24 protein-coding genes are annotated in these 26472 nt (G+C 70.5%); 14 read left to right on the plus strand and 10 right to left on the minus strand.

Features of this window, described 5'->3' with window-relative positions; genetic code table 11:
- Positions 1 to 14 precede the first annotated feature (14 nt).
- Entirely contained in the window at positions 15 to 521 is a 507-nt protein-coding gene (locus MYMAC_RS30180; RefSeq protein WP_095960574.1) for a hypothetical protein, read from the plus strand.
- A 9-nt stretch (positions 522 to 530) separates the two neighbouring features.
- On the opposite strand, the gene MYMAC_RS30185 is transcribed toward MYMAC_RS30180, so the two are convergent.
- Positions 531 to 1070 carry a TetR/AcrR family transcriptional regulator gene (locus tag MYMAC_RS30185; RefSeq protein ID WP_095960575.1) on the minus strand — a complete coding sequence of 180 codons (540 nt, stop codon included), beginning with the start codon at positions 1068 to 1070 and terminating at the stop codon, positions 531 to 533.
- 72 nt (positions 1071 to 1142) lie between these two features.
- Here MYMAC_RS30185 and MYMAC_RS30190 point away from each other — a divergent pair, with 72 nt between their 5' ends.
- The 7 genes from MYMAC_RS30190 (at position 1143) to MYMAC_RS30220 (ending at position 10171) form a co-directional block, all read left to right on the plus strand.
- Positions 1143 to 2303 carry an MBL fold metallo-hydrolase gene (locus MYMAC_RS30190; RefSeq protein WP_095961736.1) on the plus strand — a complete coding sequence of 387 codons (1161 nt, stop codon included), beginning with the start codon at positions 1143 to 1145 and terminating at the stop codon, positions 2301 to 2303.
- Positions 2304 to 2408: 105 nt separating this feature from the next.
- On the plus strand, positions 2409 to 2969 hold the full coding sequence (locus MYMAC_RS30195; RefSeq protein WP_095960576.1) for a hypothetical protein: 561 nt from the start codon (positions 2409 to 2411) through the stop codon (positions 2967 to 2969).
- Between the two features lie 38 nt (positions 2970 to 3007).
- The gene (locus MYMAC_RS30200; protein ID WP_239989100.1) at positions 3008 to 4927 is read left to right on the plus strand and encodes a gliding motility protein; all 1920 of its coding nucleotides are present in this window, start codon (positions 3008 to 3010) and stop codon (positions 4925 to 4927) included.
- Entirely contained in the window at positions 4924 to 6528 is a 1605-nt protein-coding gene (locus MYMAC_RS30205) for a hypothetical protein (RefSeq protein WP_095960577.1), read from the plus strand. Before MYMAC_RS30200 ends, MYMAC_RS30205 begins: the two co-directional genes overlap by 4 nt.
- A gap of 165 nt (positions 6529 to 6693) precedes the next feature.
- Complete coding sequence (locus tag MYMAC_RS30210; protein ID WP_095960578.1) at positions 6694 to 7977, plus strand: reverse transcriptase family protein; 1284 nt, start codon at positions 6694 to 6696, stop codon at positions 7975 to 7977.
- 319 nt (positions 7978 to 8296) lie between these two features.
- Positions 8297 to 9631: a KamA family radical SAM protein gene (locus MYMAC_RS30215; protein ID WP_095960579.1), complete on the plus strand. Its 1335-nt coding sequence runs from the start codon at positions 8297 to 8299 to the stop codon at positions 9629 to 9631.
- A gap of 84 nt (positions 9632 to 9715) precedes the next feature.
- On the plus strand, positions 9716 to 10171 hold the full coding sequence (locus tag MYMAC_RS30220) for an Mpo1-like protein (protein ID WP_013938092.1): 456 nt from the start codon (positions 9716 to 9718) through the stop codon (positions 10169 to 10171).
- Positions 10172 to 10185: 14 nt separating this feature from the next.
- Here the strand turns inward: MYMAC_RS30220 and MYMAC_RS30225 are convergent, their stop codons facing one another.
- Positions 10186 to 11424: an FAD-dependent oxidoreductase gene (locus tag MYMAC_RS30225; protein WP_095960580.1), complete on the minus strand. Its 1239-nt coding sequence runs from the start codon at positions 11422 to 11424 to the stop codon at positions 10186 to 10188.
- A gap of 368 nt (positions 11425 to 11792) precedes the next feature.
- Here MYMAC_RS30225 and MYMAC_RS30230 point away from each other — a divergent pair, with 368 nt between their 5' ends.
- Complete coding sequence (locus MYMAC_RS30230) at positions 11793 to 12620, plus strand: carbonic anhydrase (RefSeq protein WP_043710337.1); 828 nt, start codon at positions 11793 to 11795, stop codon at positions 12618 to 12620.
- Here the strand turns inward: MYMAC_RS30230 and MYMAC_RS30235 are convergent.
- The gene (locus MYMAC_RS30235) at positions 12598 to 12885 is read right to left on the minus strand and encodes a hypothetical protein (protein WP_013938089.1); all 288 of its coding nucleotides are present in this window, start codon (positions 12883 to 12885) and stop codon (positions 12598 to 12600) included. The genes MYMAC_RS30230 and MYMAC_RS30235 overlap by 23 nt on opposite strands.
- Before the next feature lie 262 nt (positions 12886 to 13147).
- On the opposite strand from MYMAC_RS30235, the gene MYMAC_RS30240 reads away from it, so the two are divergent.
- Entirely contained in the window at positions 13148 to 14749 is a 1602-nt protein-coding gene (locus MYMAC_RS30240; RefSeq protein WP_338026041.1) for an invertase recombinase-like protein, read from the plus strand.
- Positions 14750 to 14952: 203 nt separating this feature from the next.
- On the opposite strand, the gene MYMAC_RS30245 is transcribed toward MYMAC_RS30240, so the two are convergent.
- Complete coding sequence (locus tag MYMAC_RS30245) at positions 14953 to 15474, minus strand: beta/gamma crystallin-related protein (protein WP_095960582.1); 522 nt, start codon at positions 15472 to 15474, stop codon at positions 14953 to 14955.
- Between the two features lie 131 nt (positions 15475 to 15605).
- Here MYMAC_RS30245 and MYMAC_RS38740 point away from each other — a divergent pair, with 131 nt between their 5' ends.
- From MYMAC_RS38740 to MYMAC_RS30260, 3 genes are all read left to right on the plus strand, one after another.
- On the plus strand, positions 15606 to 15824 hold the full coding sequence (locus tag MYMAC_RS38740) for an IS3 family transposase (RefSeq protein ID WP_095960583.1): 219 nt from the start codon (positions 15606 to 15608) through the stop codon (positions 15822 to 15824).
- A gap of 33 nt (positions 15825 to 15857) precedes the next feature.
- On the plus strand, positions 15858 to 16991 hold the full coding sequence (locus MYMAC_RS30255) for an alpha/beta hydrolase (RefSeq protein WP_095960584.1): 1134 nt from the start codon (positions 15858 to 15860) through the stop codon (positions 16989 to 16991).
- 133 nt (positions 16992 to 17124) lie between these two features.
- A complete protein-coding gene (locus tag MYMAC_RS30260) occupies positions 17125 to 17880 on the plus strand; it encodes an RICIN domain-containing protein (RefSeq protein ID WP_157757577.1) in 756 nt (251 codons plus the stop codon).
- A gap of 74 nt (positions 17881 to 17954) precedes the next feature.
- On the opposite strand, the gene MYMAC_RS30265 is transcribed toward MYMAC_RS30260, so the two are convergent.
- Positions 17955 to 18806 (minus strand): class I SAM-dependent methyltransferase, encoded by an 852-nt coding sequence (locus MYMAC_RS30265; RefSeq protein ID WP_239989101.1) that lies wholly within the window; start codon positions 18804 to 18806, stop codon positions 17955 to 17957.
- Between the two features lie 459 nt (positions 18807 to 19265).
- On the opposite strand from MYMAC_RS30265, the gene MYMAC_RS30270 reads away from it, so the two are divergent.
- Entirely contained in the window at positions 19266 to 20537 is a 1272-nt protein-coding gene (locus MYMAC_RS30270; protein WP_239989102.1) for an SBBP repeat-containing protein, read from the plus strand.
- Positions 20538 to 20608: 71 nt separating this feature from the next.
- Here the strand turns inward: MYMAC_RS30270 and MYMAC_RS30275 are convergent, their stop codons facing one another.
- The 5 genes from MYMAC_RS30275 to MYMAC_RS30290 all read right to left on the minus strand — a co-directional run bounded on the left by MYMAC_RS30275 (position 20609) and on the right by MYMAC_RS30290 (position 25944).
- Entirely contained in the window at positions 20609 to 22438 is a 1830-nt protein-coding gene (locus tag MYMAC_RS30275; RefSeq protein WP_095960588.1) for an aspartyl protease family protein, read from the minus strand.
- A complete protein-coding gene (locus MYMAC_RS30280; RefSeq protein WP_095960589.1) occupies positions 22435 to 23268 on the minus strand; it encodes a TrmB family transcriptional regulator in 834 nt (277 codons plus the stop codon). Before MYMAC_RS30280 ends, MYMAC_RS30275 begins: the two co-directional genes overlap by 4 nt.
- 201 nt (positions 23269 to 23469) lie before the next feature.
- Positions 23470 to 23592, minus strand: coding sequence for a hypothetical protein (locus MYMAC_RS38455; RefSeq protein WP_013938079.1), 123 nt, complete (start codon positions 23590 to 23592; stop codon positions 23470 to 23472).
- Positions 23589 to 25475 carry a chloride channel protein gene (locus MYMAC_RS30285; RefSeq protein ID WP_095960590.1) on the minus strand — a complete coding sequence of 629 codons (1887 nt, stop codon included), beginning with the start codon at positions 25473 to 25475 and terminating at the stop codon, positions 23589 to 23591. Before MYMAC_RS30285 ends, MYMAC_RS38455 begins: the two co-directional genes overlap by 4 nt.
- Positions 25462 to 25944 (minus strand): MarR family winged helix-turn-helix transcriptional regulator, encoded by a 483-nt coding sequence (locus tag MYMAC_RS30290; protein WP_095960591.1) that lies wholly within the window; start codon positions 25942 to 25944, stop codon positions 25462 to 25464. The genes MYMAC_RS30285 and MYMAC_RS30290 overlap by 14 nt, the downstream gene beginning before the upstream one ends.
- Positions 25945 to 26472: the final 528 nt, after the last annotated feature.

Raw genomic sequence — 26472 nt, forward strand, 5'->3', positions numbered from 1 at the left:
AAGGATGAAACACCATGGAAATCTACAGCTCTTCCCAGAACAAGCAGCGGACGCAGAAGCCGCGTGAGGTCTACTACTCGCGCACGAAGCTCATCCTCGGGACCCTCATCTGGACGGTGGCCTCGGGCCTCTTCGGCATCCTCACCTCCCGGCTGACGAACAGCCCGGGCGTGATGCTCGTCTGCGGGGCCATCACCCTCTGCATGGTCTGGATGCTCTACGGCTGCATCCGTGGACTGGGCCGACTGGACAAGCCCGCGCTCATCATCGGCCGGGATGGCCTCCGCTTCGACGACGGCCTCCTGATTGAGTGGGCCGACATGACCGAGAACACGTATTACAGCCAGTCCTACATGGGCATCCCCACCCTCAAGCTGATTCAAGTCAAGACCACGCTGGACAAGCCCAAGGTCAAGAAGCTGCGGGCGGCGGCGCTCGACATCGACAGCGACGAGTACCTGGAGCTCTGCGACGCCTACAGCCAGAGCCCCAACCCCGCGATGACTCCCGCCCGGCCGTAGCGCGCCCCTTCAGTCCGTGAACCGCTCGACGAGCAACGCCAGACGCTGGCGCAGCACCCGGGGCGCGGGCAGGTCGGACTGGAGCCCATCGACCGCGAGCATGAACACCTCGGAGAGCGGCTTCGACGCCAGGACGGCCTGCGTGTACTTGAGCCAGCGCCGCCGGTGGCGGGCCTCCACCTCCGGCAGCAGCCGCTCACAGGCGGCGTAGAACTCGGACGCCATGGGCGCCCCCGCAATCAGCGCCCACGGCTCCAGCAGGATGATTTCGTAGACCTGGAGGAGCTTGTCGCGCGCGGTCCCCGGCCGCGCCAGCACCTGCTCCACCCGCGGATAGCGCGCCTCGAAGAGGGACTCGAAGACGGCCGCGTAGATGTCCTCCTTGTTCTTGAACTTCAGATAGAGCAGCGGGCGCGACAGGTTCGCCCGCTTCGCGATGTCATCCAGTGACGTCTTCGCGTAGCCGAACCGCAGGAAGCACTCCAGCGCGGCGTCCAGAATCGCCGCCCGGCGCAACGCATCCCGCTCCTCGCTCCTGGTGCCCGCCATCCCGAACGATTTGACAAAAATTCCCTATTTCGTCAATTCATCCCCACACGACGAAGGGCGCGGGTGCACGACATGACGTGGCGCGGGAGGCTGGCATATGCGGCGATGGGGACGACGGCGCTGCTGGCCCTGCTGTTGACCGCGGTCGCCATCGAGGCGTGGCCGGCCCTGGGGACGGCCGCGGACGGCGCGCGGCGGGCCCGGATGGAGCGCTCGCCGCAGTGGAAGGACGGCCACTTCGACAACCCGCAGCCCCTGCGCAACGACGCCTGGGGCTCCATCGCGAGCTTGTTCCGCCCCAGCCCCGACGTGAGCCCCGCGCCGGGCGCGCTGCCCTCGGTGTCACTGGACCGGAGCGCCTTCGCGACGCCGCCCGTCACGGGCCTCCGCGTCACCTGGCTCGGGCACTCGACGTCGCTCGTGGAGCTGGACGGGCACCGGCTTCTCATCGACCCGGTGTGGGGCGAGCGCACCTCGCCCGTGAGCTGGATAGGCCCCCGCCGCTGGTACGCGCCCCCGCTGGCGCTGGCGGAGCTGCCCGCCGTCGACGCGGTCGCCATCTCCCATGACCACTATGACCACCTCGACCACCCCACCCTGCTGGCGATGAAGGATTGGGACACGACCTTCATCGTGCCGCTCGGCGTCGGCGCGCACCTGGTGGACTGGGGCATCCCCGAGTCGCGCATCGTCGAGCTCGACTGGTGGGAGCGCACGCGCGTGGGGACGCTGGAGGTCGTCTGCACGCCCGCCCGGCATGCCTCGGGGCGGACCGGCATCGACAAGGACGCCACGCTGTGGGCGGGCTTCGCGTTCCTGGGCCCCACGCACCGCGTGTACTACTCGGGCGACACCGGCCTGTTCCCCGCCATGCGGGACATTGGCGAGAAGCTGGGCCCCTTCGACCTGACGATGATTGAAGTGGGCCAGTACCACGGCGCGTGGCCCGACTGGCACATCGGCCCCGAGCAGGCCGTCACCGCGCACCAGTGGGTCCGGGGCCGCGTGCTGCTGCCCGTGCACTGGGGCCTGTTCAGCCTGGCGCTGCATGGCTGGACCGAGCCCGTCGAGCGGGTGCTCGCCGCGGGAGCGGCCGCGGGGGCACGCGTCATCGTCCCGAAGCCGGGAGAGCGCGTCGAGCCCGGCGCGCCGCCTCCGCCCGAGCGCTGGTGGCCCCAGCTCCCCTGGACCACGGCGGAGCAGGACCCCATCGTCTCCACCCAGTTGGACTGACCGGAGCGCGCGCCCGCCGTCCGGTGTGGCGCCTGCCCGCCCGTCCGGCGCAGGTGCCCTTCCTGAGCGCCAGGAAGCACCTTGAGCGCGGGAGGCAGCGCGCGGATGAACAGACGACTCGGTTCGCTTTTCCGAAGAGACCCGGCCGAAGTCCAGGGCGCCTATTTCCTGCTGAAGGGCCTGTGGCCCCTGCTCCAACCGGAGCGAGTCACGCGGCGCATCGGCCCCGTCCGCGAAGGCTGGTTGATGAAGACGGTGTGCGGGCTCGCCGGCACCGTGGGCGCCACGCTGCTCACCGCGCACCGCAACGGCCGCGTCACCCCGGAGCTGCGCAACCTGGGCATGGGGAGCGCGTTCGCGCTCCTGGTCGTGGACGTCTCCACGTATGCCACGAACCGCGCGCGACGCGCGCCCCTCTTCCTGGGAGACGCCGCCATCCAGGCGGCGCTGCTCGTGGCCCAGTGGCGGGCCTGGCGCCGCATGCCGGTGGTCATCGACGCACGCACCACCCCATTGAGTGACCCGTCGCGGTATGGCGCGGGCGAGCACGGCCGCTGGAACATCCTCCCCGGAGAGACCCGCGACGCGGCCGGCCGCCGCGACATCGTCGCCGAGGGCTCCATGGCCTCCTTCCCCGCCAGCGACCCGCCTTCCTACATGGGGTGAGCGACTGCCCCCTGTGTCCGGAGGCACCCCCGGTATAAATGGGGGACGTGAGTGAAAGCTGGGAGAAGCGGTTCCGCCGCGAGGTGAAGGAGATGGACGCCGCCCTGCGGGGCGTCCTGTCCCGGAGACAATCCGACGAAGCGCTTCGCGCCGCGCTCGAGGAGCTCGCGCGCCGCCCCGCCTTCCGGTCCTTCACCTGGCTGTGGGGGCCCGCCCTCAACGCCAGGGACCGGGTCCGCTTCCGGCCCCTCATGCTGTCCTGCTTCTCCCCCAGCAGCATCACCGCCGCGGGGAAGTGGGTGAACCCCTGGACGGGGGAGAACGCGGCCGCGCTGGAGGCCTGGCTCGCGGACGCGGACCGCGCCGACGACGTGGAGCTGTTTCGCCGCCTTCATGCCTGGAAGCTCGCGGGCCTGCGCGGGCCCCAACAGGCGAAGACCTGGCGGGAGGAGGTGGTGCGGCGTGTCCAGGCCGCCCCCACCCGCGCGGCGCGGCACCTCGAGCTCGCCAAGCTGGACAGCGGCTGGGTCAGGCTGGACGAGCCCACCGCCCTGGCGCTGGACGCGGTGGACGCGGAGGCCGCCCGGCCCTTCATCCTGGCGCACCTGCCCTGGAGCGACACCCACGAGCGCCCCTCTCCGTGGGACACGCTGCGCGCGCGCGCCCAGGCCCGGGGGGACGCGGCGCTGGCCTCCGCCCTCTACCGGCGGTTGGTGGATGAGCCCACGTGGCACCGCGATGCCCTGGCCTTCGCGCGCACCCTCCCGTCCCCGTCCGCGCTGGTCGCCGCGCTGAAGGAGCACCACCCGGAGTCGCACATGCCGGGCGCGGCGCAGCTCTTCGTGGAGCTGGCGGAGACGCGCGGACGCGACGTGGTGCCCTACCTGCTCGAGCACCTGAGGTCCGTGTTCCCCCGTTGGGGCGTGCTGGGACGGAAGAACGCGAAGGGCTTCCCGGACCTGCTGGCGCTCGCGTGGACGCGGGACTGGGAGGACGTCTGGGGCGCGCTGCTGCGGACGTCGGCCACGCCGGAGACGTATGACGCGGAGGTGCGGCGGCTGGTGCGGGACACCGCGTCGCTCCCCGCCCGGACCCGGCGCAGGCTGCTCCTGCTGGCGGGCGCGGGAGGCGAATGGAACCTCCCAGGCCTGGGCGTGGCCCGGGTGCAACCCCTGACGGACGCCACCGCCACCGCCCTGTACGCGCGCTTCCCGGAGCTGGCGCGAGGCCCCTTCCGCATGCACGTCGCGTCTGGCTGGCGCGCCGCGTACCCCAAGCTGGTGACGCGCGCGCTGGAGGCGAATGACGAGGACCTGCTGGACTTCCTCGCCAGCCGCGCCGCCATGCACACGCCCACGCCGCGCGACACGAAGGAATGGGAGCAGGTGCTCGACGCGCTGGCCTCGCACTACGAGGCCCTGCCCAAGGAAGGGGGCGTCTTCGCCCGCCGCGCCGCCAACGCGCTGGGGGCCCTGCCCGCCTACGCCATCTGGAACTTCGACGCGCTCGTGGAGAAGAACCGGCTGGCGCGGCTGTTCTTCCTCCGCTCGGACGACTTCTACCTGGCCGAGCCCCGCGCGGTGAGAGACCTGCTGGAGGCGCCGCAGATTCACGTCCAGGCGCTGGCCTTCCGCCTGCTCGGCCGCGACTCCGCGCGCGCCCGCGAGGTGGCCGCGCAGAACCTGGACCTGCTCCAGGCCACCCTGCTGCGGCCGCTGCACCGGCGCACGCGCCACGCCGCCTTCGCCGCGCTGGCCAACGCCGCCGCCCACGGCGTGGAGGCCGCCCGCGTGCTGGTGCCGCGCGTGCGTGACGCCTTCGCGCTGCCGGACACGCGCTACCCCAAGGAGTCGCTGATGGCGCTCCTGGCCCACATGCTGACCCGCTGGCCCGAGCTGCGCGGCCCGGCGGAAGTCCCCCACGTCTTCGGCCTGCCCGTGAAAGGAGACGGCGCGTGACGGCCTCCAGCTTCCTCTACGCCACGCCCTCCGTGTTCGAGTCCACGCGGGAGCGCGCGCAGCTCCAGCTCACGGCGGACTCGCACCGCCCCGTGCGCTTCCACGCGCGCGTGGCCCGGGACGTCCTGTCCTTGCGGCTCGCGCTCCAGGCGCTCGGCGGGCTCATCTGGCACTCGGACGCGTGGAACGAAACCTGGGGCGGCCTGCTGGACCCGCTCATCACCGTCCACCCCGACCGCGTCTTCTTCGAGGCCTTCAGCCAGGACCAGAGCGCCTACGGGCTCGTCATCGTGGACCGCGGCCTCTTCGCTCCCGAGGGCGAGGTGCGCTGCGGCACCACCAACGTGGACTTCACCGCCTGGCTGTGGGCGGCGCTGGCCGAGATGCGCTCCACCCGCGAGACGCACCTGCGCATCGGCCCGGAGGGGCTCGACGTGCGCACCACCGGCGCGGGCGGGCGCTTCGAGCAGAAGGTGGACGTCCCGGAGAGTTGGGTGCGCGGCCTGCTCCAGCTCCAGGGTGGCATGGCCCTCCCGGGCACCCGCCTGTCGGTGCGGCCGGTGGACCTGCTCGCGGCGGTGCGCTTCCTCAGCCACACCAAGGCCAAGGTGTCACCGCGCGCGCTGCGCTACGAGCTGCACCCGGGGCAGGACGCGCGGCTGGTGCTGGAGCCCTGGGAGCACCCCGTGCCCTTCAAGGGCGCGGCCCACGGCTACCAGGCGCCTCGCGTCATCCGCGCCTGGGGCCGCCGGCGGCTGCGGCTGCTGGAGCCCCTGCTCCCCTACGCGGAGAAGGTGGACGTCTACCTGAAGGGCCGCGCGCTGCCGCACTTCTACGTCGCGCACCTGCCCGGCGGCGTGCGCTTCCTGCTGGGCCTGTCCGGGTGGACGGCGAACCACTGGACGAACACGGCGGGCATGGACCTGCTGCTGGAGCCGTCGCGCGACGCCGCATTGGCGGAGCGCGTGCTCGGCGTGCTGCGCGAGCGCTTCCACGCCTCGACCGACGAGGTCGCCACCGCCCTGGGCGTGGACGCGGCGCGGGCCGCGGGGGCGCTGGCGGCGCAGTGCGCGGCCGGGCGCGCCCTCTTCGACGTGGAGGCGCGGCGCTGGCGGCACCGCGAGCTGTTCGCCACGCCCGTGGACCTGGGCCGCCTGTACCCGCCGGACGCCCGCCGCGAGGAGGCGGAGCGCCTGGAGGCCGCGGGCCAGGTGGAGGTGACGTCCGCGGCGCCGCGCGAGACGCGCAAGGTGCGCACGCTGTCCACACCCGAGGGCTCCGTCGCGCGGGAGGTCGTCTACCGCGACTGGGTGGTGCATGGCCGCGCGGGCGCCCAAGCCGGCCTCGAGCTGGTGATGAACGACGAGGACCGCATCCTCTTCGGCCGGTGCGGCTGCGACTTCTTCAACGAGCACCTGATGAACCAGGGGCCCTGCGCCCACCTGCTCGCGCTCAGCCGGCTGGCGCGCGCCCAGCGCCGGGAGCTGAGCAGCTCCGAGCCCGCCTCGGTGGACGCGCTCGCGGCCAGGGCGGCGGAGGCGGGCGCGCGGCGGCAGGCGGAGGCGCTTGACCCGGGAGACGGTGATGACGATAACGGCTAGCGCTCCTGGGAGAGGTCAGGGTTCGCGGATGAGCCATGCGTCCCGCGGTGCTTCGCCGCGGGGGAGTTCTGTTCCCTTCTCTTCGCCAGGGTCCCAGCGTACGCAACGCTGGGAGCCCCGGGTCCAACGCCTCGCAAGTCATCCCCTGGCCTCTCCCGGAGCACCATGAGCTGGTTCGACGCCTCCCTGTCCTGGCTCAAGGGGCTGTTCAGCCGCCCCGTGACACGAAGCACCACCGGGCTGGACGCGCCCCTGGACGCCCACGGCCGCCCGCTGGACGTGGTGCGTGAGACGGTCACCACCTCCGGCCCCCTCAAGCCCGGACACCTGCGGCGGATTCACCGGGACGCGCGGCTGCTCCCCAAGGGCGTCCGCCGCTACACCCCGGGCCGGAAGAAGTGGATGGAGGCCGCCGAGGCCCGGCGGCTGTTCTCCGCCACGCTGCGCACGCGGAACCGGAACCTGCGCGATTTGCTGCCCGACGAGGCGCAGCTTGCCCGCTACGGGCTGCCAATCTGGCGCACCGAGGCGGACGTGGCCGCGGCCCTGGGCATCTCCGTGGGCATGCTGCGCCACTACAGCCTCCACCGCCCGCGTGAGCGGGTGCGCCACTACGTGACGTTCGCGGTGCCCAAGCGCTCCGGCGGCCACCGGCTGATTCACGCGCCCAAGCGCCGGCTGAAGGCCCTGCAACGCCGGCTGCTGGAGCTGCTGGTGTCGAAGCTCCCCGTCAGCCCGCAGGCCCATGGCTTCGTGGCGGAGCGCTCCATCAAGACGGGCGCGGCGCCCCACGTGGGGCGGCGGGTGGTGCTGAAGCTCGACCTGAAGGACTTCTTCCCCTCCGTCACCTCGGCGCGGGTGCGCGGGCTGCTCATCGCCCTGGGCTACGGCTACCCCGTGGCGGCGACGCTCGCGGTGTTGATGACGGAGGCCGAGCGGCAACCCGTGGAGGTGGAGGGCGCCGTCTTCCACGTCCCGGTGGGCCCGCGCGTCTGCGTGCAGGGCGCCTCCACCAGCCCCGGCCTGTGCAACGCGGTGCTGCTGCGGCTGGACCGGCGGCTGGCGGGCCTGGCGCGCCGCTACGGCTATACGTACACGCGCTACGCGGATGACCTCAGCTTCTCCGGTGATGACGTCGCGGCGCTGGAGCGGGTGCGCGCGCTGGCCGCGCGCTATGTTCGTGAGGAGGGCTTCGAGGTCAACCGCGACAAGACGCGCGTGCAACGCCAGGGCGGCGCCCAGCGCGTCACGGGCGTCACCGTCAACGCGACGCTGGGCTTGTCTCGCCAGGAGCGGCGGCGGCTCCGGGCGATGCTGCACCAGGAGGGGCAGGCGGGTGACGACGAGGCACGACGCGCGCGCCTCGACGGACTGCTGGCCTACGTGAAGATGCTCAACCCGGAGCAGGCGGAGCGCCTCGCTCGCCGGCGCAAGCCGCGCCGGAGCTGAGCCGAGACGCCTCGGCTCCGGACGGGCACGCGCCCCGGCATCCCAGGTGTCATGGCGGCCGTCCCAGTACACGACGTCGAGGGTCGCGGGCGTGTCGCCCTGCGTCACGCCTCAAGCACATGGCGTGACGTAGAATCGGGACCTGGGGTGGATTCTCGCCTGCCCGCTCGCCTGTGAAAGATGACACCGCCTGCAGTGACGTGGTAACCGGACTGTCCACTCGTTGGTGGTCAAACGGTGTGCGCTCACGCCCGACCGCCAGCCAGGGAAGCCGCTGTGGACCTCGTGGCCGCCCTGACTACCGCAGGAGAAACGAGACATGAGCGTCATGTCAAACGCAGCACTGGCTCTGTCCACCGGGCGTCGCTATCGGGCCTTCACGAACCGGCACCTGGACGAGCTGACAACCCGGGCTGGGCTCCCTGCGGACGAGCGGCTCGCGGTGCAAGCGGTCGCGCAGGTGCTGCCCTTCCGGACCAACAGCTACGTCGTGGACGAGCTCATCGACTGGGACGCCGCTCCCGCGGACCCCATCTACCGGCTCGTCTTCCCGCAGGCGGACATGCTGCCCGCGGACGACGTTGCGCGCATCGCGGACCTGCTGCGCGCCGGGGCGTCCCCGCTGGAGCTGAACGCGGCGGCCAACCAGATTCGCGCGCGGCTCAATCCCCACCCCGCCGGGCAGATGCAGCTCAACGTCCCCAAGCTGGCCAATGACGAGCCCGTCCCGGGCCTCCAGCACAAGTACAAGGAGACGGTGCTCATCTTCCCCAAGCAAGGACAGACGTGCCACGCCTACTGCACGTACTGCTTCCGCTGGGCGCAGTTCGTGGGAGACGCGGACCTGAAGTTCGCCTCGCGGGAAATCGAGCCGCTGGTGGAGTACATCCGCTCCCATCCCGAGGTCACCAACGTGCTGTTCACCGGTGGCGACCCGATGATCATGACCGAGGCCGTGCTGGCGAAGTACATCGAGCCGCTGCTGGACATCGAGCACCTGGAGGCCATCCGCATCGGCACCAAGGCGCTGGCCTACTGGCCCCAGCGCTTCGTCACGGACCCGGACGCGGACGACGTCCTGCGCCTGTTCGAGAAGGTCGTCGCCTCTGGAAAGAGCCTGGCCTTCATGGCGCACTTCTCCCACCCCAATGAGATGGTCCCCGAGATTGTCCAGGAGGCGGTGCGCCGCATCCGGGGCACCGGCGCGGTCATCCGCACCCAGGCGCCGCTCATCCGCACCATCAACGACGCGCCGGACACCTGGGAGAGCATGTGGCGCACGCACCTGCGCCACGGCATGGTGCCCTACTACATGTTCGTGGAGCGGGACACCGGCCCCCAGGACTACTTCGCGGTGCCGCTCGCCGAGGCCTACGACATCTTCCGCAATGCCTACCAGAACGTGTCTGGCCTGGCGCGGACGGTGCGCGGCCCGTCCATGTCCGCCACGCCCGGCAAGGTGTGCGTGGACGGCGTGGCGGAGATTGCCGGCGAGAAGGTCTTCGTCCTGCACTTCATCCAGGCGCGCGACCCGGCGCTGGTCGGCAAGCCCTTCTTCGCGAAGTACGACGAGAAGGCCTCCTGGCTCTTCGACCTCAAGCCCGCGCTGGGCGCCACCCACTTCCCGTGGGAAGCGCCGTCCTCGCGGACCTGAACGCCGCGCGGCGGGAGGCCCTCGTCGCCGCCCTCCCGCCGCTCAGGGTCCAGCGGCTCAGCCCTGGATGGTGACGCGAACCGGGTGGCGGGCACCTGCGCGAAGCCCGCGATGCTGGTGCCCACGAAGGTGACGTGGTCGGAGCTCGGCCGTCACACTCGCCTGCCTCCTCCCGGGACGGGCGACCCCGTGGCCCGGCGCCTTCCTGCCGCGCCCGAGCGTGCATACCGTGGCGGCATGCTCGGCGACCGTTCATGGGATGAGTGGATTTCGGAGTACTCGAAAAGCCACACCCACACCGTCAATCGCTTCTGCCATACCGTGGGCATTCCGATGATTGCGGCGTCGGTGCCCCTGGCGGCGGCTTCTCCCTTCGTCCCGCGGCTGTGGAAGGTCCCCACCGCCCTGTTCGTGGTGGGCTGGGCGTTCCAGTTCGTGGGCCACGCCTTCGAGCGCAAGCCCCCTGAGTTCCTCAAGGACTGGCGCTTCCTCTTCGTGGGCCTGCGCTGGTGGGCCGCGAAGGTGGCGGGGAGGGCGTAGGGCGCGGGCGCCGCTCAGGCCCGAGGCGGCGCGGCGGGCGTGCGCACGTGTTCGGGCCGCACGCCCATGCCCACGAGGCGCGCGGGGATGCGCCGCAGGAAGGGGACGTGCTGGACGAGCCACATCGGGAGGGGGAGCCCGCCACCGGACGCCGCCGGGCGCCGCAGCGCGGGCCCCAGCACCCGGTTCTGGATGAGGACCTGGGCCCGCTGGGTGATGCGCGTGGGCCACTCCCGGCGCTCCTGGACCCGGCGCAAGTGCTCGGGTGTCACGCGCCGGGCCAGCAACGGCCCCGCGAGGATGTTGGCGGCGGCCACCGCGTCCTGCACCGCCAGGTTGATGCCCACGCCGGCCACGGGCGACATCGCGTGCGCCGCGTCCCCGATACACAGCAGGCCCGCCTGGTACCAGGTGCGCAGCCGGTCCACCCGCACCGTGAGCAGCTTCACGTCCTCCCACGTCGCCAGCTCATGAACCCGGTCCGCGAGGAACGGCGCCTGCCGGGCGAGGTCCTCGCGGAATGACGGCAGGCCCGCCGCGCGCAAGGCCTCGGCGCTGCCCTTCGCGATGACCCGGCCGCACTGCCACGAGTCCCCCCGGTTGATGAGGATGAAGATCTGGCCCTGCTCGAAGCGGCCCATGGGGTCCTCGGGGTCCCCAGGGCCGCGCGAGACGCGGAACCAGAGGACGTCCATGGGCGCGCCCAGCGTCTCCACCTCCAGGCCCGCCTGCTGGCGCAGCGTGGAGTTGCGCCCATCCGCCGCCACCACCAGGTCGGCGCGAACCTCCAGCGCCCCCTCCGGCGTCCGGGCGCGGACCCCCACGACCCGCCCCTCCTCCCGCAGCACGTCCGTCACCTCCGCGCACTGGCGCAGTTTGAAGCCCGGCCAGGCGGACGCCTTCCGCGCGAGGAAGTCCAGCAGGTCCCACTGCGGCATGAACGCGATGTACCGCGCGTGCGTGGGCAGGTGGCTGAAGTCCGCCACCACCACGTCATGGGCGTCATTCTGGAAGCGCAGCATCGGCGCCTTCTGGTGAGGCAGGGCGAGCAGCTCATCCAGCCAGCCCAGCTCGTGCATCAACTCCAGCGTGGAGGGGTGGATGGTGTCGCCCCGGAAGTCGCGCAGGAAGTCGGCGTGCTTCTCCAGCACCGTCACCTCCACCCCCGCCCGCGCCAGCAACAGCCCCAGCATCATCCCCGCCGGGCCTCCTCCCACAACACAGCACTGCGTGGTGCGCACCTCGTCGGCCATGTCTGCCCCCGCCATGTCAACCCCAGGCCTCTGGACTCTAGCCCCCCTCTCCCCCGGAACGACCAGACATTCCAGGAACGGACGTATCCGGGTGACAGCAGGGCCACTCCAGGGGGGCGCCACTCGGCGCGCAGGCGATGTCATTCACGACCCGTCATCATCCACCGACAGGCTGTCTGTACCGGCCGACAGAAAGTATCGGAAACAGTGGCTGGAAAAGTATTACGAACTTAAATGGTAATTCGTGAATGCCCGCCGACGACCTCGAGCGCGGCGCGCGTCCGCCTGAGCGGGACGGCCCTTGCCTGACGTGAGGCACGGGGGCCCGGCTCGTGTTCGCTGTCACATCCCAAAAAGGACGCATTCACATGTCGCGTTTTCGCACGCTGTCGGTGCGCGCTCTGAAGAGCGCGTTGGTGTCATCCGTTTGCCTTGCTTCAAGCGCCTTCGCCCAGGACCTCCGCGGGACCCCGGCCCCGGTCTTCCTGAGCGGAGAGGACGCGCACTGGGGTTATTCACAGACGGTCAGCCCCCAGCGCTGGGGCGAGCTCCCGGGAAATGCCGTGTGCGCCGCGGGGCTGGACCAGTCCCCCATCGCACTGGTGACGGCGACGGCGACCCCGCAGAATCACCAGGACGCCCCCAGCTTCCACTACGGCACCAGCCGCGTGCGCATGACGAACAACGGACACACCGTCCAGTTCACCTATGACGTCGGCAGCACCCTCCAGGTGGGTGGCAATACATATCACCTGGCACAATTCCATTTCCATACGCCCAGCGAGCACACCAAGGACGGCGTGGAGTACCCGCTCGAGGTGCACCTGGTGCACACGGACGCCCATGGCACCCCGGCCCTGGTCGTGGGCGTGCTCATCCAAGAGGGGTTCGTGCACCCGGGCTTGTTCACCGCCTTCCGGCACCTGCCCAGGCACGCCGGTGAGCACAGCCAGCCCGCTGGCGCGCTCATCAACGCCAGCTCGCTGCTGCCGTTCAACAAGGCGTTCTACAAGTACGCCGGCTCGCTCACCACGCCTCCGTGCACCGAGGGGCTCCAGTGGTACGTGATGAAGAACCCCATCGAGCTGTCGGACTCGCAGATTGCCGCGTTCCAGCGTCTGCCCTACCTCAACCCGAACAACCGTCCGCTGCAGCCGCTGAACGGCCGCGTCGTCACCACGCGCCACGGACACTGAGGTCCAGGCCGGACGCGCTTCGCGTGTCCACGTCCCGATGACTCCAGGGGGAGCGCACGCCGAGCCCCCTGGCTCGCGTGACGCGGAGGCAGACCGCTTCCGCGCACGCCGCCCGACACGCGGAGAAGACATGCTCCGGGTCCCCGCCCGGGTGGATGCCGCCCAGCACGACGGGCAGGTCCGGGGACACGTCCTCGAGGTGCTCCACCACCCCGCGCGCCCTGGGCCCGTTGAGCGTGTTCTTGTTCCCGGCATTCCGCTTCATCGGCCTCCTCGGCCTGCCGTGTGCTCCTGAGGCACCGCGTGGCGCGCTCGCGCTCCTCGGCGGTCACTCATCGCACAGTGCGGATGAATCGCGGAAACATTGGACTCTCAGAATTCTTCCACGCCAGGAGCCTTGCATAATGCCACGCATGGGGGCGCTCCGGTCCTGCTCGAGGGAAGTGTGGTACGAGAGGCCCATTCCCGCGAACCGGAGGATTGCTGTGACGTTGTTTCGAGTGTGTCTGACTTCGCTGCTGGTCGTCATGGCCGCCTGTGGGGGGGATTCGGCTCCCATCGTGACTCCTGACGCTGGCCAGCCGCGGCCGGACGCGGGCAGCGAGACGCCGGACGCCGGTGAGGAAATCCCGGATGCCGGCGAGGAACTTCCGGACGCGGGCAGCGAGACGCCGGACGCCGGTGAGGAGGTCCCGGACGCGGGCAGTGAGACGCCGGACGCCGGTGAGGAAGTCCCGGACGCCGGCAGTGAGACGCCCGACGCGGGCAGCGAGACACCCGACGCGGGTGTGGAGCCCGAGGTGAGCGTCATCGACAACTGGGGCTTCGAGGAGTGGCCCGGCGCGCTTCCGGAGATGTGGTTCGGCAGCAAGTCGAACATCACGTCCGACAGCGTGCAGAAGGTGACCCCGAACGCCTTCGAGGGCGTGAACGCGGTCCGGCTGACGAACACGTCGGGCACGCACCGGCGCTTCACCACCGGGGCGAAGTCGATGCCCGCGGGCCGCTACGCCTGCACCTTCCAGGCGCGGGGCACCGGTGAGGTCCGCAACGCGTTCTTCGACGACGACTACTCCAGCTATTCCTCCTACACCTCCGTGGACACCGAGACGTGGACGCAGGTGGCGTACGACTTCAACCTCGCCAACGACGTCTTCGACACCTTCGAGCTCATCTTCAGCATCCGCAACACCAGCGGCGAGCACCTGAGCATCGATGACGTGCGCTGCACGCGGGCCCCCGAGCCGTGTGACGTGGTGAGCTGCGAGGCCTGGGAGCGCTGCGACAATGCCACGGCGGCCTGCGAGCCGGTGGCCGGCCGCTGCAACGACGCCACGGACTGCAGCGAGTGGGAGGCGTGCGACGAGACGAACACGTGTGTCGTGGCGGAGGGCCGCTGCACCCGCCACGCGGAGTGCGCGGGGACGCCGGAGACGCCGGTCTGCGACACGGCCAGCCACCTCTGCATCGAGGGTGACCCGTGCGCTGGCGTCGTGTGCGAGCACCCGGCAACGAGTTGCAACCCCACGAGCGGCGTGTGCGAGCTGTCTCCGGGCGCCTGCTTCACCACCTACGACTGCGTTGGCGCGCTGCCGGCCTGCGACTCGGCGACTGGCCGCTGCGTCTCCGCGGACCACCCCGCGAACATCATCCGCAACGGTGGCTTCGAGAGCTGGAGCACCTATGACATCCCCTACCACGGCGACCATCTCATCCCGGACGACTGGTACGGGCTCGACAACGGCGTCGCGGACCCGGGCACGGAGATCAAGCCCTCGCGCCTGGTGCGCTACACGAGCGCGGTGCACGGCGGCGCTGCGGCGCTGCAGTTCGTGGTGCCCATCCAGATCGCCGAGCGCTTCACGACCGAGAAGTTCAACGTCCCGAGCGGCAACTACTCGTGCTCGTACCGGGTGCGGGGCCACGGCACCATCCGGCATCGCAGCTACTCGAGCGCGGGCTGGAGCCCCGCGACCGACTTCATCACCGTCGACAGCGACGCGTGGCAGCCGGTGTTCTTCCGCTTCACGGGCAACGTGCGTGACTGGCGCCTGTTCTTCTACCCGAGCCGCAGCGAGGCCGACCGCGACCACCTCCAGGTCGACGACGTGGTCTGCACGAAGGACTAGCGAGGCCGGTTGCTGAAATCACCAAGGACCGCGGGCCAGGAAGCCCGCGGTCCTTTTTGTTACCCGAGGCCCCGCGCTTCAGGGCCCAGCGAACCGTTGACGTTCCAGCCCCAAGGCGAAGGTTGAGTCAGCCTCAATGATGAAACCCGCGAGTCGACCGCGGTGCGACAGGGGCCGTCACCTGGAATGCCGGCACGCCAGCGTCAGGTGATCCTGATGCTGGAGGTGTTGTTGTCCAGCGCGCCCAGGTTCGAGGTGTTGGAGGTCACGGTCAGCGTGGTGCCGGAGAAGTTGTCGTTCTTGTAGAGGACGACAGTCAGTCCCTCCGGCCTCACCGAGCTGATGGTGTTGTTGTCGATGCCGTACAGCTCCAACTGGGCCTGGAGGTACTGACCAGGAGGCAGGTCCACCTCCTTGCCCTCGAAATTCGCCTTGTAGAAGAGCCTGGCCCTGGGCTGCACGGGCACGGAGATGACCCTGATGCTGGAGGTGTTGTTGTTCAGCGCGCCCAGCGACTCGGCATTGGCCACCACTTCGAGCTGGTCGCCGGCGAAGTTGTCATCCTTGAAGAGGACAGCCTTCACGCCAGGCGGCACCTTCACCGAGCTGATGGTGTTGTTCCCAATGCCCCGCGCCTCCAGTTGGGCCCGGGTGTAGTTGCCAGGCGGAAGATCGACGTGGGTCCCCCCGAAGTCTTCATTGTAGAAAACGGTGATATTTGCCATTGCAATTCTCCTCCCTTGAGAGGTCCCGGCCCATTCATTGCCAGAACCGCGGCAAGCATTGGGCTCACGGCCCGGGAAGACAATCCGCCTGGAGTGCCATACTCAACCAGTCAGGAATATCATGAAAGGCATTGAGTAGGGAGTCGGCGCCGAGGACCCTTGCGGGGATATCAAAGTCGAGGAAGGAGAAACGCGACGAGCGCGACTTCCAGACGCACGAAGAAGCCAGACGGGCGCTACTTGAGTACATCGAGGCGTGGTACAACCGTCGCCGCGGCCATTCCGCGCTCGGGGATGTCAGCCCCGAGGAGTACGAGCGGAACGCCTCAACCCGGAGTGCGGCAGCTTGACGCACCTGTCCACGGAATCGGGGCAAGCCCCACATGACGCCCCTCCTGGCGATACTGCACATTCTGGGCTGCGTGCTCCTCGCGGCCGTCTTCTTCGCGCCCGCGGGGGCGTCCACGCTCGTCCACCTGCTCAAGGGCATCCTGCGGGAGTACAGCCTGGTGATGATGCTTCCGGCGCTCCTCACGGCGCTGGTGGCCGCCTGGTGCTCGCACGTGGACGCATGGCGGTGGCTGCGCTGGGGAACGGCGGCCTCCGCGTTGTTCATCAGCATCCTCGCGGTGTGGCCCGCCGGCTCCGCGTGGAGGATGGCCAGGGCGGCCGGGATTCCGCTCGACCTCCGTGAGTATTTCCGCCCCCTGGTCGGAGCCCGCCCCCTCCCGAGCGAGACGGTTCGATTCGCCGAGGTCGAGGGTCGCGAACTCCACGCCGACGTCTTCCTTCCCCAGACGTCCGCGTCCAGGCCCCGCCCCGCGGTGCTCTACTTCCACGGAGGTGGCTGGCGCGGCGGAGAGCGTGGCTATGCCCGAGCCTGGGCTGACTTCTTCACGGCCCGGGGCTATGCGCTCCTCTCGTTCGACTACCGGCTCTTTCCTGCCGCCACCGGCCTGAAGGCCCCGGGAGACGTCAAGTGTGGCATCCGCTGGGTCAAGGACCACGCGGCCGCCTACGGCATCGACCCGGACCGGCTCGTCCTGTTCGGGGAGTCCGCGGGCGGGCACCTCGCGGCCCTTGCGGGGTACTCCGCGGGAGATTCACGCCTTCCCTCCACCTGCGGCGCCGGGGACACATCGGTGGCGGCCATCATCGGCTTCTACGCGCCCGGGGACCTGGTGACCTACGCCGCGCGCGCCCCTGCTCCGCTCGAGGGCTTCACGGGTGTGCCACTGGAAGGCCACCGTGCGCTGTATGAGCTGCTCTCTCCCATCCACCACGTGGGGCCCCGCACCCCTCCCACGCTCCTGCTCCATGGCGGGGCCGACAGCGTCGTGCCGCTCGACGCCTCGCGAGCGCTGGCGGGTCGACTCGCCCAGGCGGGCGTTCCCCACGCCCTCTTCACGCTGCCGTACGCGGAGCACGGCTTCGACATCTGGGATGGCGGCTTCGGCCGTCAGCTCGCCCGGGCGCTGGTGGGGCGCTTCCTCCAGCAGCACGCGCCCGCCGATTGACGCAGGCCCCGTGCGACACGCGGAGCGTCCGGGAGGATGAATGAAATCCCCGCGCCCCCGTCATGAAGTTCACAGGGCGAGCGGGCGGCAAGAGCGGCCCCTCCCCATCGAATTTCAAACGAGGAGAAGTCCCATGCTGGCGTTTCGGAGCAGCTCCGAGGGTGGTCGTGCGCGTGAAAACCGGTCGTCCGTGAAGGCCAGGGGTTGGGCGGCGCTCGCGCTGCTGCTCCTGCCCCTGACGGCGTCGGCCGGGCCAGGGCCAAACTACCGCTGGGACGAGTCGCGCAACCGCCCCGGCCCCAACCGCTGCCAGACCCGCGCGCAGTGCGATGGCGCGCGCACGTGCAGCCCCTCGGGCTGGTGCCAGGGCGAGGCGCGCCCCACGCCGCCTCCCCCGCCCCCGAGCCACAACGGCAGGGACTGGCGCCCTGAGCGCGACACACGCCCGCAGCGCAGCACCTTCATCCGCAGCAGGCTCGAGGGGCTCGTGATTGACATTGTCGGTGGCAACCGCGCGCCCGGCGCGGGGCTCGTCGCCTTCCGGGCCAAGTCCAACCGCGAGGGCAACGAGAACCAGAAGTGGGAGCTGGTGCCCACCCGAGGCGGCTACCTCATCCGCAGCCGGCTCAACGGGCTCGTGCTCGACGTGGAGGGCGCCAACAAGGCCCCGGGGACCGCCGTCGTCATGTGGGAGGCCCACGGCCAGCCCCATCAGGTGTGGCAGCTCGTGCCCGGCCGCGTCCGAGGCACCTACTACATCCAGAGCAAGCTCAACGGCCTCGTGTTGGACATCGAGGGCGCCAGGACGGATGGCTCGGGGCGGCTCATCACCTACCCCATGAAGCGCGACGGGACGGCGCAGAACCAGCTCTGGAAGCTGGACATCTGACCTCGTCCCACCAGGCAGGCGGCCAGCCGGTGTGCGGCATCACCGGCTGGGCGCCCCTCCACTGCGGCCCCGCCTCACTCCGCGCGGGTCCCCGTGACGAGGTGAACGCAGGCCCCCAGCCGAACCACGCCATCGCTTTCATGCCGCGAGAAGCGGTCGGTCAGGGACTGATGCACGGCCTTGCGCCCGGCCTCATCCGTTTCGACAAGTCGATCCCCGACCGAGAAGGCCGCCAGCGCGAAGGACGCGGCCTCGGAGGCCGAGAGCCCACCACCAATGGCGAGCCCTCCGCGCCACTCACGCGCCTCCACGCCAGCGAAGCCCGCCTGCGCAAGCAGGACCCGCAGCATGTCGACCTGGGCGTAGCGGAACGGGCCCGGCGTGTCCGGAGCGGGCGTCGGCACGTCAACGACCTCGGCGACCGCATCCCGCACGGTTGACATCCAGGGGTTGTCAGCGGGGCTGCTCCAGACCGCGAACGCGAAGCGGCCGCCCGGCGCGAGCCAACGGACCAGGTTGCGGAAGGCGGCGGGCGGGTCTTCGAAGAACATGACGCCGAATCGCGACGCCAGCCGCTCATACGGCGCGCCGGGCGGCGGCGACGCCGCCACGTCCGCCTGCGTGAAGAGGACGGGGCAGCCCTCGCGCTGGGCACGAGCGCGAGCCGACTCAATCAGCGGCTCCGCGATGTCGATGCCCTGAACGACGCTCCCCGAGGGCGCCCGGCGGAAGAGCTCCAGCGTCGTCCCCCCGCCACCACAGGCCACGTCGGCGATCCGGTACGGCGCGTCGAGCCGCAGCGCCTGAATCAACGGCGCGTCGACGGGCGCGAGCGTCGCCTCCATCCCGCCGAGCTGGGCGAGCCACTTCTTGCCCCGTTCGGCCGCCCAATCGATAGACGATGTGGGCTTGTTCTCAGAGCCCATGGGCTGCTCCTTCGTCATGGTTCACCTCGCTGCGTGTCCGTCCCCCACGTATCAGGTTCAGCGGCGCCCGGTTCGGCAAGCACGCGCCTCGGCCGCCCGGGTGGCCTCACGCGCCGCGAGCCGCCAGCCCCTGGCACGCTCCTGCTCCCGCCAGGGCGCGGCATCGACGCCAGGCTTCGAGCGCAACGCATCTCCGGCCGGGCAAGACGGAGGTGCTCGTGAAGGGTGCCGTCGCAACGGAGCTGACTTTGCCACAGCGCATCATCTGTATCTGGGTCCGCGGCAACTCGGCCCGGGTCAGCACCTGGCGCTTTTGCGTCTTTCTTTACCCATCTTCCGCGCGCCCCGCACTCGTGCTCTTGCAGAGGGGCCGTGGCGATGGATTTCTCCACCGGCGCCGACGACAGGCGTCCTCCTGGTACCACGGCTCATCTCTCCCCCTGAGAAATGGAGTTCGTGATGAGACACCCCCTCTTGAGCATGTTCGGGCTCGCCGGCATCGTCAGCGCCGCGGGTGCGCCTTCCGTCGCCGAGGCCCAGGTCCCGCCCCCGTCCTGGGTGCGCCAGCTTGGCGCCCAACATGACGACCAGGCGAACGCCGTCGCCGTCTCAGGCACGAGCGTGTACGTGGCGGGCCAGACCTCCAGCCAGCTCGGTGTCGACCCGCAGGCCGGTGGTCACGACGCCTTCATCGCCCGGTACGACACCGCCGGCAACCTCCAGTGGGTCCGCCAGTTCGGCACCGCGGAAACGGACCGCGCCACCGCCGTGGCCACGGACGCGGCCGGCAACGTGTACGTGGCCGGCACCACCTTCGGCGGCCTCGACTTCTACACGAACGCGGGCGGCCTCGACTTCTTCATCGCCAAGTACGACGCCGCTGGCAACCGCGTGTGGCTGCGCCAGAACGGCACGCAGATGGACGACTTCGCCACCGGCCTCGCCGTCGGCGTGCCCGACAAGCTCTTCTTCAGCGGCTATACCGGCGGCAGCTTCGCGAACGGCGGCAACCCCGATAACTACGACATCGTCGTCGCCCTCTACGACACGGCGGGCAACCCGTACTGGCTCCAGCAGTACGGCACGCCCGTGAGCGACATGGCGCGCGGCATCGCCGTCACGCCCATGCACGAGGTCTACGTCACCGGCAACACCTATGGCAGCCTCGACGGCACCTCGACGCCAGGCAACACCGACATCTTCCTGCTCAAGCTCGACATTCTCGGCATCCAGCAGTGGGTCCGGCAGGTTGACGCAGGCGACCTCGATGACGCCAAGAGCGTCGCCGTGGGCCCCGACGGCGGTGTCTACCTCGCTGGCGAGACGTTCGGCAGCCTTGACGGCAACACCAACAACGGCACCGTCGACGTGCTGCTCGCGCGCTACGACAGCGCCGGCAACCGCCAGTGGAGCCGCATGCTCGGCGGCGCGCAGACCGACTACGCCTTCGGCGTCTCCGTCAGCGCGAGCAACGTCGTGCAGGTCGCCGGCTACACCACCTCCGCGCTCGACGGCAACCCGCCCGCCGGCTCGTTCGACGCCTTCCTCACCCGCTACGACGCGCTCGGCACCAGGCTGGGCACCCGCACCCTGGGCACGGCGTTCCACGACACAGCGCGCGGCGTCGCCGTGGACGCTTCCGGCAACGCCTATGTGGCCGGCACCACCTACGGCGGCATTGGCGGCAACACCAACGCTGGCGGCTACGACGCCTTCCTCGCCCGCTTCTGATTCCACGGCAACCCCATACAGCCCGTTCCGCCACGCTGTTGTCGAACGGGCTGTGTGGGATGGCCGGTGGCTCAGTAGTAGTCGCGCAAGGTCAGCCGGCGCTTGCTGCCATCCTTCAACGTGAGCACCACCGTTTGTCCGGCCGCGCGGTATCGCCAGCGCGAAAGCTCGGTGCCCCCATAGCCAGGGCCAATGGGCTCTCCATCGACGGCGATGATTTCATCCCCCACCTTCCAGTCCGAGCTGGCGGCGGGGCTCCCAGGGGCCACCAGCTTCACCACGAGCCGTCCCTCCGCGGGGAGGGCAATCAGGCCGGAGCGGTCCTTGCGGAAGGGCTGCCGCAGCGCGCGGTCATTGGGGACCAGCATCAACGTGTCCGTCGCATAGTCCGTCATCATCCGGAAGCGCCCGAGGACGGCGAGTCCCAGGTTGCCGAGGAGCCTGTCCGAGGAGGAGACGCTCTTGCCCGCGTCATCGAACACCGTGGGCACGTCCTTCAGGGTGATGCCCGCCAGTTGGATGTTCTTCAGCGTCGCCACGTCGCGCTCCCGGAGCCCGCCCACGGCGCCGGACAGCGTCTTGGAGCTGCGCCGCCCGGTGAGCAGCCCCGCCTGCTCCCAATAGGCGGGAAAGAGCGAGAGCGCTCCGCCGTTGCCCACGTCGAACAGCACGGGAATGGGGGGACGGCCTTCAATGGAGATTTCGACGGCGCGCTGCCCACCCGCGGACTCGACCAGGGGCAGCCGCACCGTGCGCGGTGGCGCCTTGAAGCGGGACGCCTCATGGAAGGCGACGCGCCGGTTCGGGAAGTCCACGTCCACGACGAGCTGGTTGAAGGCCTCCTTGCCCAGGATGACCGGCAGCGGGTGGCCAATCAGCCGCGCGACCTCGGCCAGGTCGATGACGGCGACCGTCAGCCCTGCCAGTCGCAGGTTGCCCAGGACAATGTCCACGCCGGCAGCGAACTGGGCCTGCGCCTGCCCGCCACTGCCGACGGCCGCGAGCTGCCCCTGCGTCTTCAACCCCAGCTCACGCGCGTAGGCCAGGTCGACCACCGTCATCTCCGCGCCGCTGTCCAGCAGCACCTGCGTCTGCTGGCCATTCACCCGCGCGGGGATGTAGACGCGGTTCTCCGCGAAGAACTCGAAGGGGATGAAGCCGGTGCTGTGGTGGCCCTTCTCGAAAACCGCCTTGCGGACGTCCTGGGGACGTTCAAAGACGGTGGAGGGAATGGGCACGTTCACCTCCAGCGTCTCCACCACCGTTCGCACGTCGGAGTCCGGGTTGTCGGTGAGCACCTCCTCCAGGAAGGGCATTCGCACCCCCTGGACCTCACGCCAGTCTCCCAGCCGCACGAAGCGGGTGACGTTGTCCTCGCGGATGCGCAAGCCGTGGAGGGCACCGTCAGCGTCGTTGAGGAACAGGTCGTAGAGGTCCTCATCGCCGAACGTGACGCGGACCACCTTCCAGGAACGGCCGTCGCGTTGCTCGTCGGGTCGCAGCGCGAGCGTCGCTCCCGCACGCCCTTGTAGCGCTGCCCCGAAATCAAGCGCCACCTGGTGCCGGACATCGCGCGCGTCGGTGGGCGAGGCGTCCTCGACCTGTCCGCTGGCGTTCAGCTTCCAGCCGCCCTTGGGCGTGATGCCCATTGATTCCCGGACCACGCCGTAGTCCGTATCCCGGCGTGCCCGCCCGTCCCGGTGACTCCAGGACTCCATCGGCCCCTGGAGCCCAGCCGCCACGGATTTCCCTTTCGCGTGGATGCTCTCCAGGCCCGTGAAGGCGGCCCCGCCCCGCCACGCGAGGTGGCGAGCGAGGAGCGGCTGCAGCGCGTCCGCCCGAGCCGCCGAGGTGCCCAGCAGGAGGGGCAAGGTCATCAGAACCGCGATGAGGACTCTCATGGGGTGTCTCCGCGTTTGGAGGAAGGGGGCTGCCGCCCGACGAGCTGACGCAGCCCCGGCGGGCTCGAGTTGATGAGGGAGGTGGACTGAGCCAGACGCGTGCGCGCGGATGGCGGCGCGCTCAACTGAATCTCCGCGGCCAGCCCGCTGTGCTGCAGACAGGAGAGATAGACGCTGTCGCTCCAGATGGCCTGTTTGACGCCGGTGCCATCCGGCGTGAGCAGCGCCACCAGGAACTCGCGGGCATCCACCACGAGCGTGAGCTGCGCCCCCGGCCAGCGCTCCCGGACGAAGTCCGCGCTGGACGAGCGCACACAGACGAAGGGCGCCTTTGGGGGCGCGTCATAGACGAGCCCCGCGATGGAGACATGCCTGGCGCTCGCCTCCGTGAGCGCGGGGGTGAGGGTGGCGAAGGGCGATGGGAAGAGGTCGAAGAGCACCCGCTCGGTGGCGCCGGCAATCATCGCCCGGGCACGCTCCAGCACCTGCGCGTTGCTCTTGAGGTGGTAGATGCGGTCGTCCTGCACCGGGGCGTGGAGCTTGCGCAGCGCGTCCGCGGCCTCGCGCCGGCGCGTCTCGAAGCCACGCTGGAGCGCTGCGAGCACTTCTTCCGGCGGCACGGGCCGGAAGGAGCGGGGCTCGCCTTCCTCGACGAGCACGGCCCCCTTGTGCTCCAGCGAGGCAAGGGCCTGGTAGATGCTCGGCGGGGCCTTTCCCAGCGCCTGCGCGAGCCGGTACCCGGTCGCGGGCGCCCCCTTCAGCAGCTCGCAGTACACCCGCGCCTCGGCCTCCGTGAATCCAAGGGCGACGAGCCCTTCATCCGCGTCCATGATGGCATTATTACCCAACAGTAATAATGCTCAAGTCACGGAGCGTGGGGGCTTGCGCCAGCGCGGGCCGGAGCCCGGTCAAATCCCGATTCCTGTGTCGTTGGCTCTCCCGATGCCTCCGATTGCTGAAGGGAGGGACGTGGAGGCAGGCCGTCGTGTCGCGCCAGTGCTTGCAGACCCGCCCGCGGCTCGCGCGGTGGACTACGGGCGCAGCCACACCAGGAAGCGCATGGGAGCCACGAGACGGGAGGACAGCCACCGCGCATCGAGCCCGCCCAGCACCCACATGCGCTCGGCCGTGGCCTCCGCGTCCGTCTGCCTCATGCCGGCTGCGGCCCCGTCCGCCGGGGGCCGCCCACGCCGCGCTCCATTCGCCGTGAGTCCTCCAGCCTCCGCCGGTTGGCGCCAAGCAAATCACTGCGGGTGAGGATGCCCACCACGTGCGTGGGCGCGTCGCGACGCACCACCGGCAGCCGGCCCACGCCCTCCTCCACCATCAGGTCCGCCGCCTCGCGCAGCGAGCTGTCCGCGTACGCCACCGCCGGAGGACGCTTCACCAGCTCGCGCACGCGCAGGCCCGTGGCGTCACGACCGTCCAGCAGGTCGCGGCGGGTAACGACGCCCACGAGCCCCCCGCCGGCCACCACCGGGAAGCCCTGGTGCGTGGTGCCGGGCGCGCCGGAGGCGAGCCACGCGCGCACCTCTTCCAGCGGCCGGTCCGCCTCCAGGGACACCACGGGCCTGAGCCCCACGTCGCGCACCAGGGCCTGTCCCAGCGCGTCCACGCCGTACTCCGTGAGGACGCGCCCCCCGCGCCGGGCCAGCTTCTCCGTCATGATGGAGTGGCGCATCATCAGCGCGGACACGAGATACGCCGCCGCGCAGCCCCCCAGCAGCGGCAGCAGGCCCATGGGCTGGCGCGTCGTCTCGAAGGCGAACACCACCGAGGCCAACAGCGCACGAGACGCCCCCGCGAAGATGGCGGCCATGCCCACCAGGGCCGCCACGCGCACGTCCACGCCCAGCCCCGGCGCCAGGTACGTGGCCAGCAGCCCCAATCCGGAGCCCAGGCCGCCGCCCAGCGTGAAGAGCGGCGCCAGCGTGCCACCCGAGGTGCCGCTGCCCAGCGCCACCGACCAGGAGATGAACTTCATCGCGCAGAAGAACAGCATCGCCGTGCCCACGAAGTGGCCGGAGAGGATGTCCTCAATGTTGGTGTAGCCGACGCCCAGCGTGCGAGGGGAGAAGTAGCCCACCACGCCCACCACCACCGCGCCCAGCGCTGGCCACCACATCCAGTGGAGCGGCAGCTTTTCGAACGCGTCCTCGATGGCATACACCGCGCGGGTGACCAGCATGGAGGCCACGCCCACGACCGCGCCCAGCGCCACGTAGAAAGCGAGCGCGGCGCCGCTCGGGGGCAGGAGGTCCGGCATGGCGAACGCGGGCGCGCCCCCCACGAAGGCCATGCGCACCCCCGTCGCGGTAGCGGTGGCCAGCGCCACGGGGATGACCGAGCGGGGCCGATACTCGAACAGGAGCAACTCCACCGCGAGCAGCACCGCGGACACTGGCGCGCCGAACGTCGCCGCCATGCCCGCCGCCGCGCCCGCGGCCAGCAGGGCCTTGCGCTCGTCCGCGGTGACGCGCAGCAACTGCCCCACCAGCGAGCCCAGCGCGCCGCCCGTGGCGATGATGGGCCCCTCCGCGCCGAAGGGGCCGCCGGTGCCGATGGCCACCGCCGCCGACAGCGGCTTGAGGAACGTCATGCGCGGCGGGATGCGGCTCTGGTTGTAGAGCACGTTCTCCATCGCCTCGGGGATGCCGTGCCCGCGGATGGCGCGCGAGCCGTAGCGAGCCATGAAGCCGACGAGGATGGCGCCCACCACCGGCACCACGATGACCCACGGCCCCAGCGTGTTGTCCGCCGGGGACACCGGCGCCGTGGAGAAACGGCCGAAGAAGGCGATGTTGGTGAAGAGCTCGATGAGCGAACCCAGCAACTGCGCCACCAGCCCCGCGGCCAGCGCCAGCACCACGGCGATGACGCTGATGAACACCACGCGCCGGTCTACTGACTCCATCGCGCGAGGCGTGCGCACGTCCGCGAGCGCTGGCCCCATCGACGGGGCCACCGGCAACGTCTCCCGCGCCTCGGGGCCGCTGCCCTGGCCCTCCTCGACGCGCTCTACTTCAGGCCGCTCCATCCAGCTTCTCCTTGCGCCGCTTGCGCGGCTTCATTTCTTCCTCGAAGAAGAGCGGCGGCGAGTCGCCTTCCAGCCCCAGCTCCGACACCAGCGCGGACAGTCCGCGCGCCAATCCCTCGCGTACGCCCGGCTTCAGCTTCCGCAGCCCGGCGATGAGCTGGGCCTGGGCCATGGGTGGCGCCTCGCGCAACAGCGCCCGGCCCGCCGGCGCCAGCGACACCTCCACCCGGCGGCCGTCCTCCGGCGAGGGCCGGCGCGTGACGAGCCCTCTTTCGATGAGGCGCGTCACCACCGCCGACACGCTGCTCTGGTGCGTGAGGGTCTGCTCGGCCAGGGTGTTGATGGAACAGGGGCCGGCCTCCGCCAGCCGCTGCAGCACGAAGAGCTGCGCGCCGCTGATACCCACCAACCGCTCGGATGCTCGGGCCGAAACGCGCAGGAGGCGCACCAGACGGCGGATGCCGTCCATGACCTCTCGCACCTCGCCCGCGCCATGATTTATATGGGAGCCCATGTAATCTACGCGGAAGGTACGGGCCGGGTGTGCCGGCCGCAATCGAAACGCGCCGCTCCAGTCAGGCGGACAGGCGCCCGGACTTCCGGCGTGAATCACCCTGGCTGATGGGGCGTGGGCCCCCGCGCGCATGCCAGGCAGCGGAGCGCCAGGCCCCTTGGGGCCCCTGGGCGTGCTGGGCCAGACAGTCGCCCCCGCTCACTCCGGGCCACCGCCGCGGCTCGTCCGCGGCTGTCATGCCCATCAGCGGGAATCGGCCTCCGGCGCCTTCACCCGCGGGCGGACCGCCGGCTTCAGGTGGCCGAGGCACCGCGCGCAGCAGCTCCCGGTGTCGTGCCTCCGCGCCGGACCTGACGCGGCCCTCCAGCTCGCAGCGGTCTACCGCCAGGGCGTGGCCGGCCTCGTGAACGGCCGCGTCCCCCCACGTGCGGCATCAGCCCATCGCCAGGATGTTGGCGACGCAGCTCAACGGCTCGCGGCACA

The sequence above is a fragment of the Corallococcus macrosporus DSM 14697 genome (assembly GCF_002305895.1).
In the GTDB taxonomy this organism is placed as follows: domain Bacteria; phylum Myxococcota; class Myxococcia; order Myxococcales; family Myxococcaceae; genus Myxococcus; species Myxococcus macrosporus.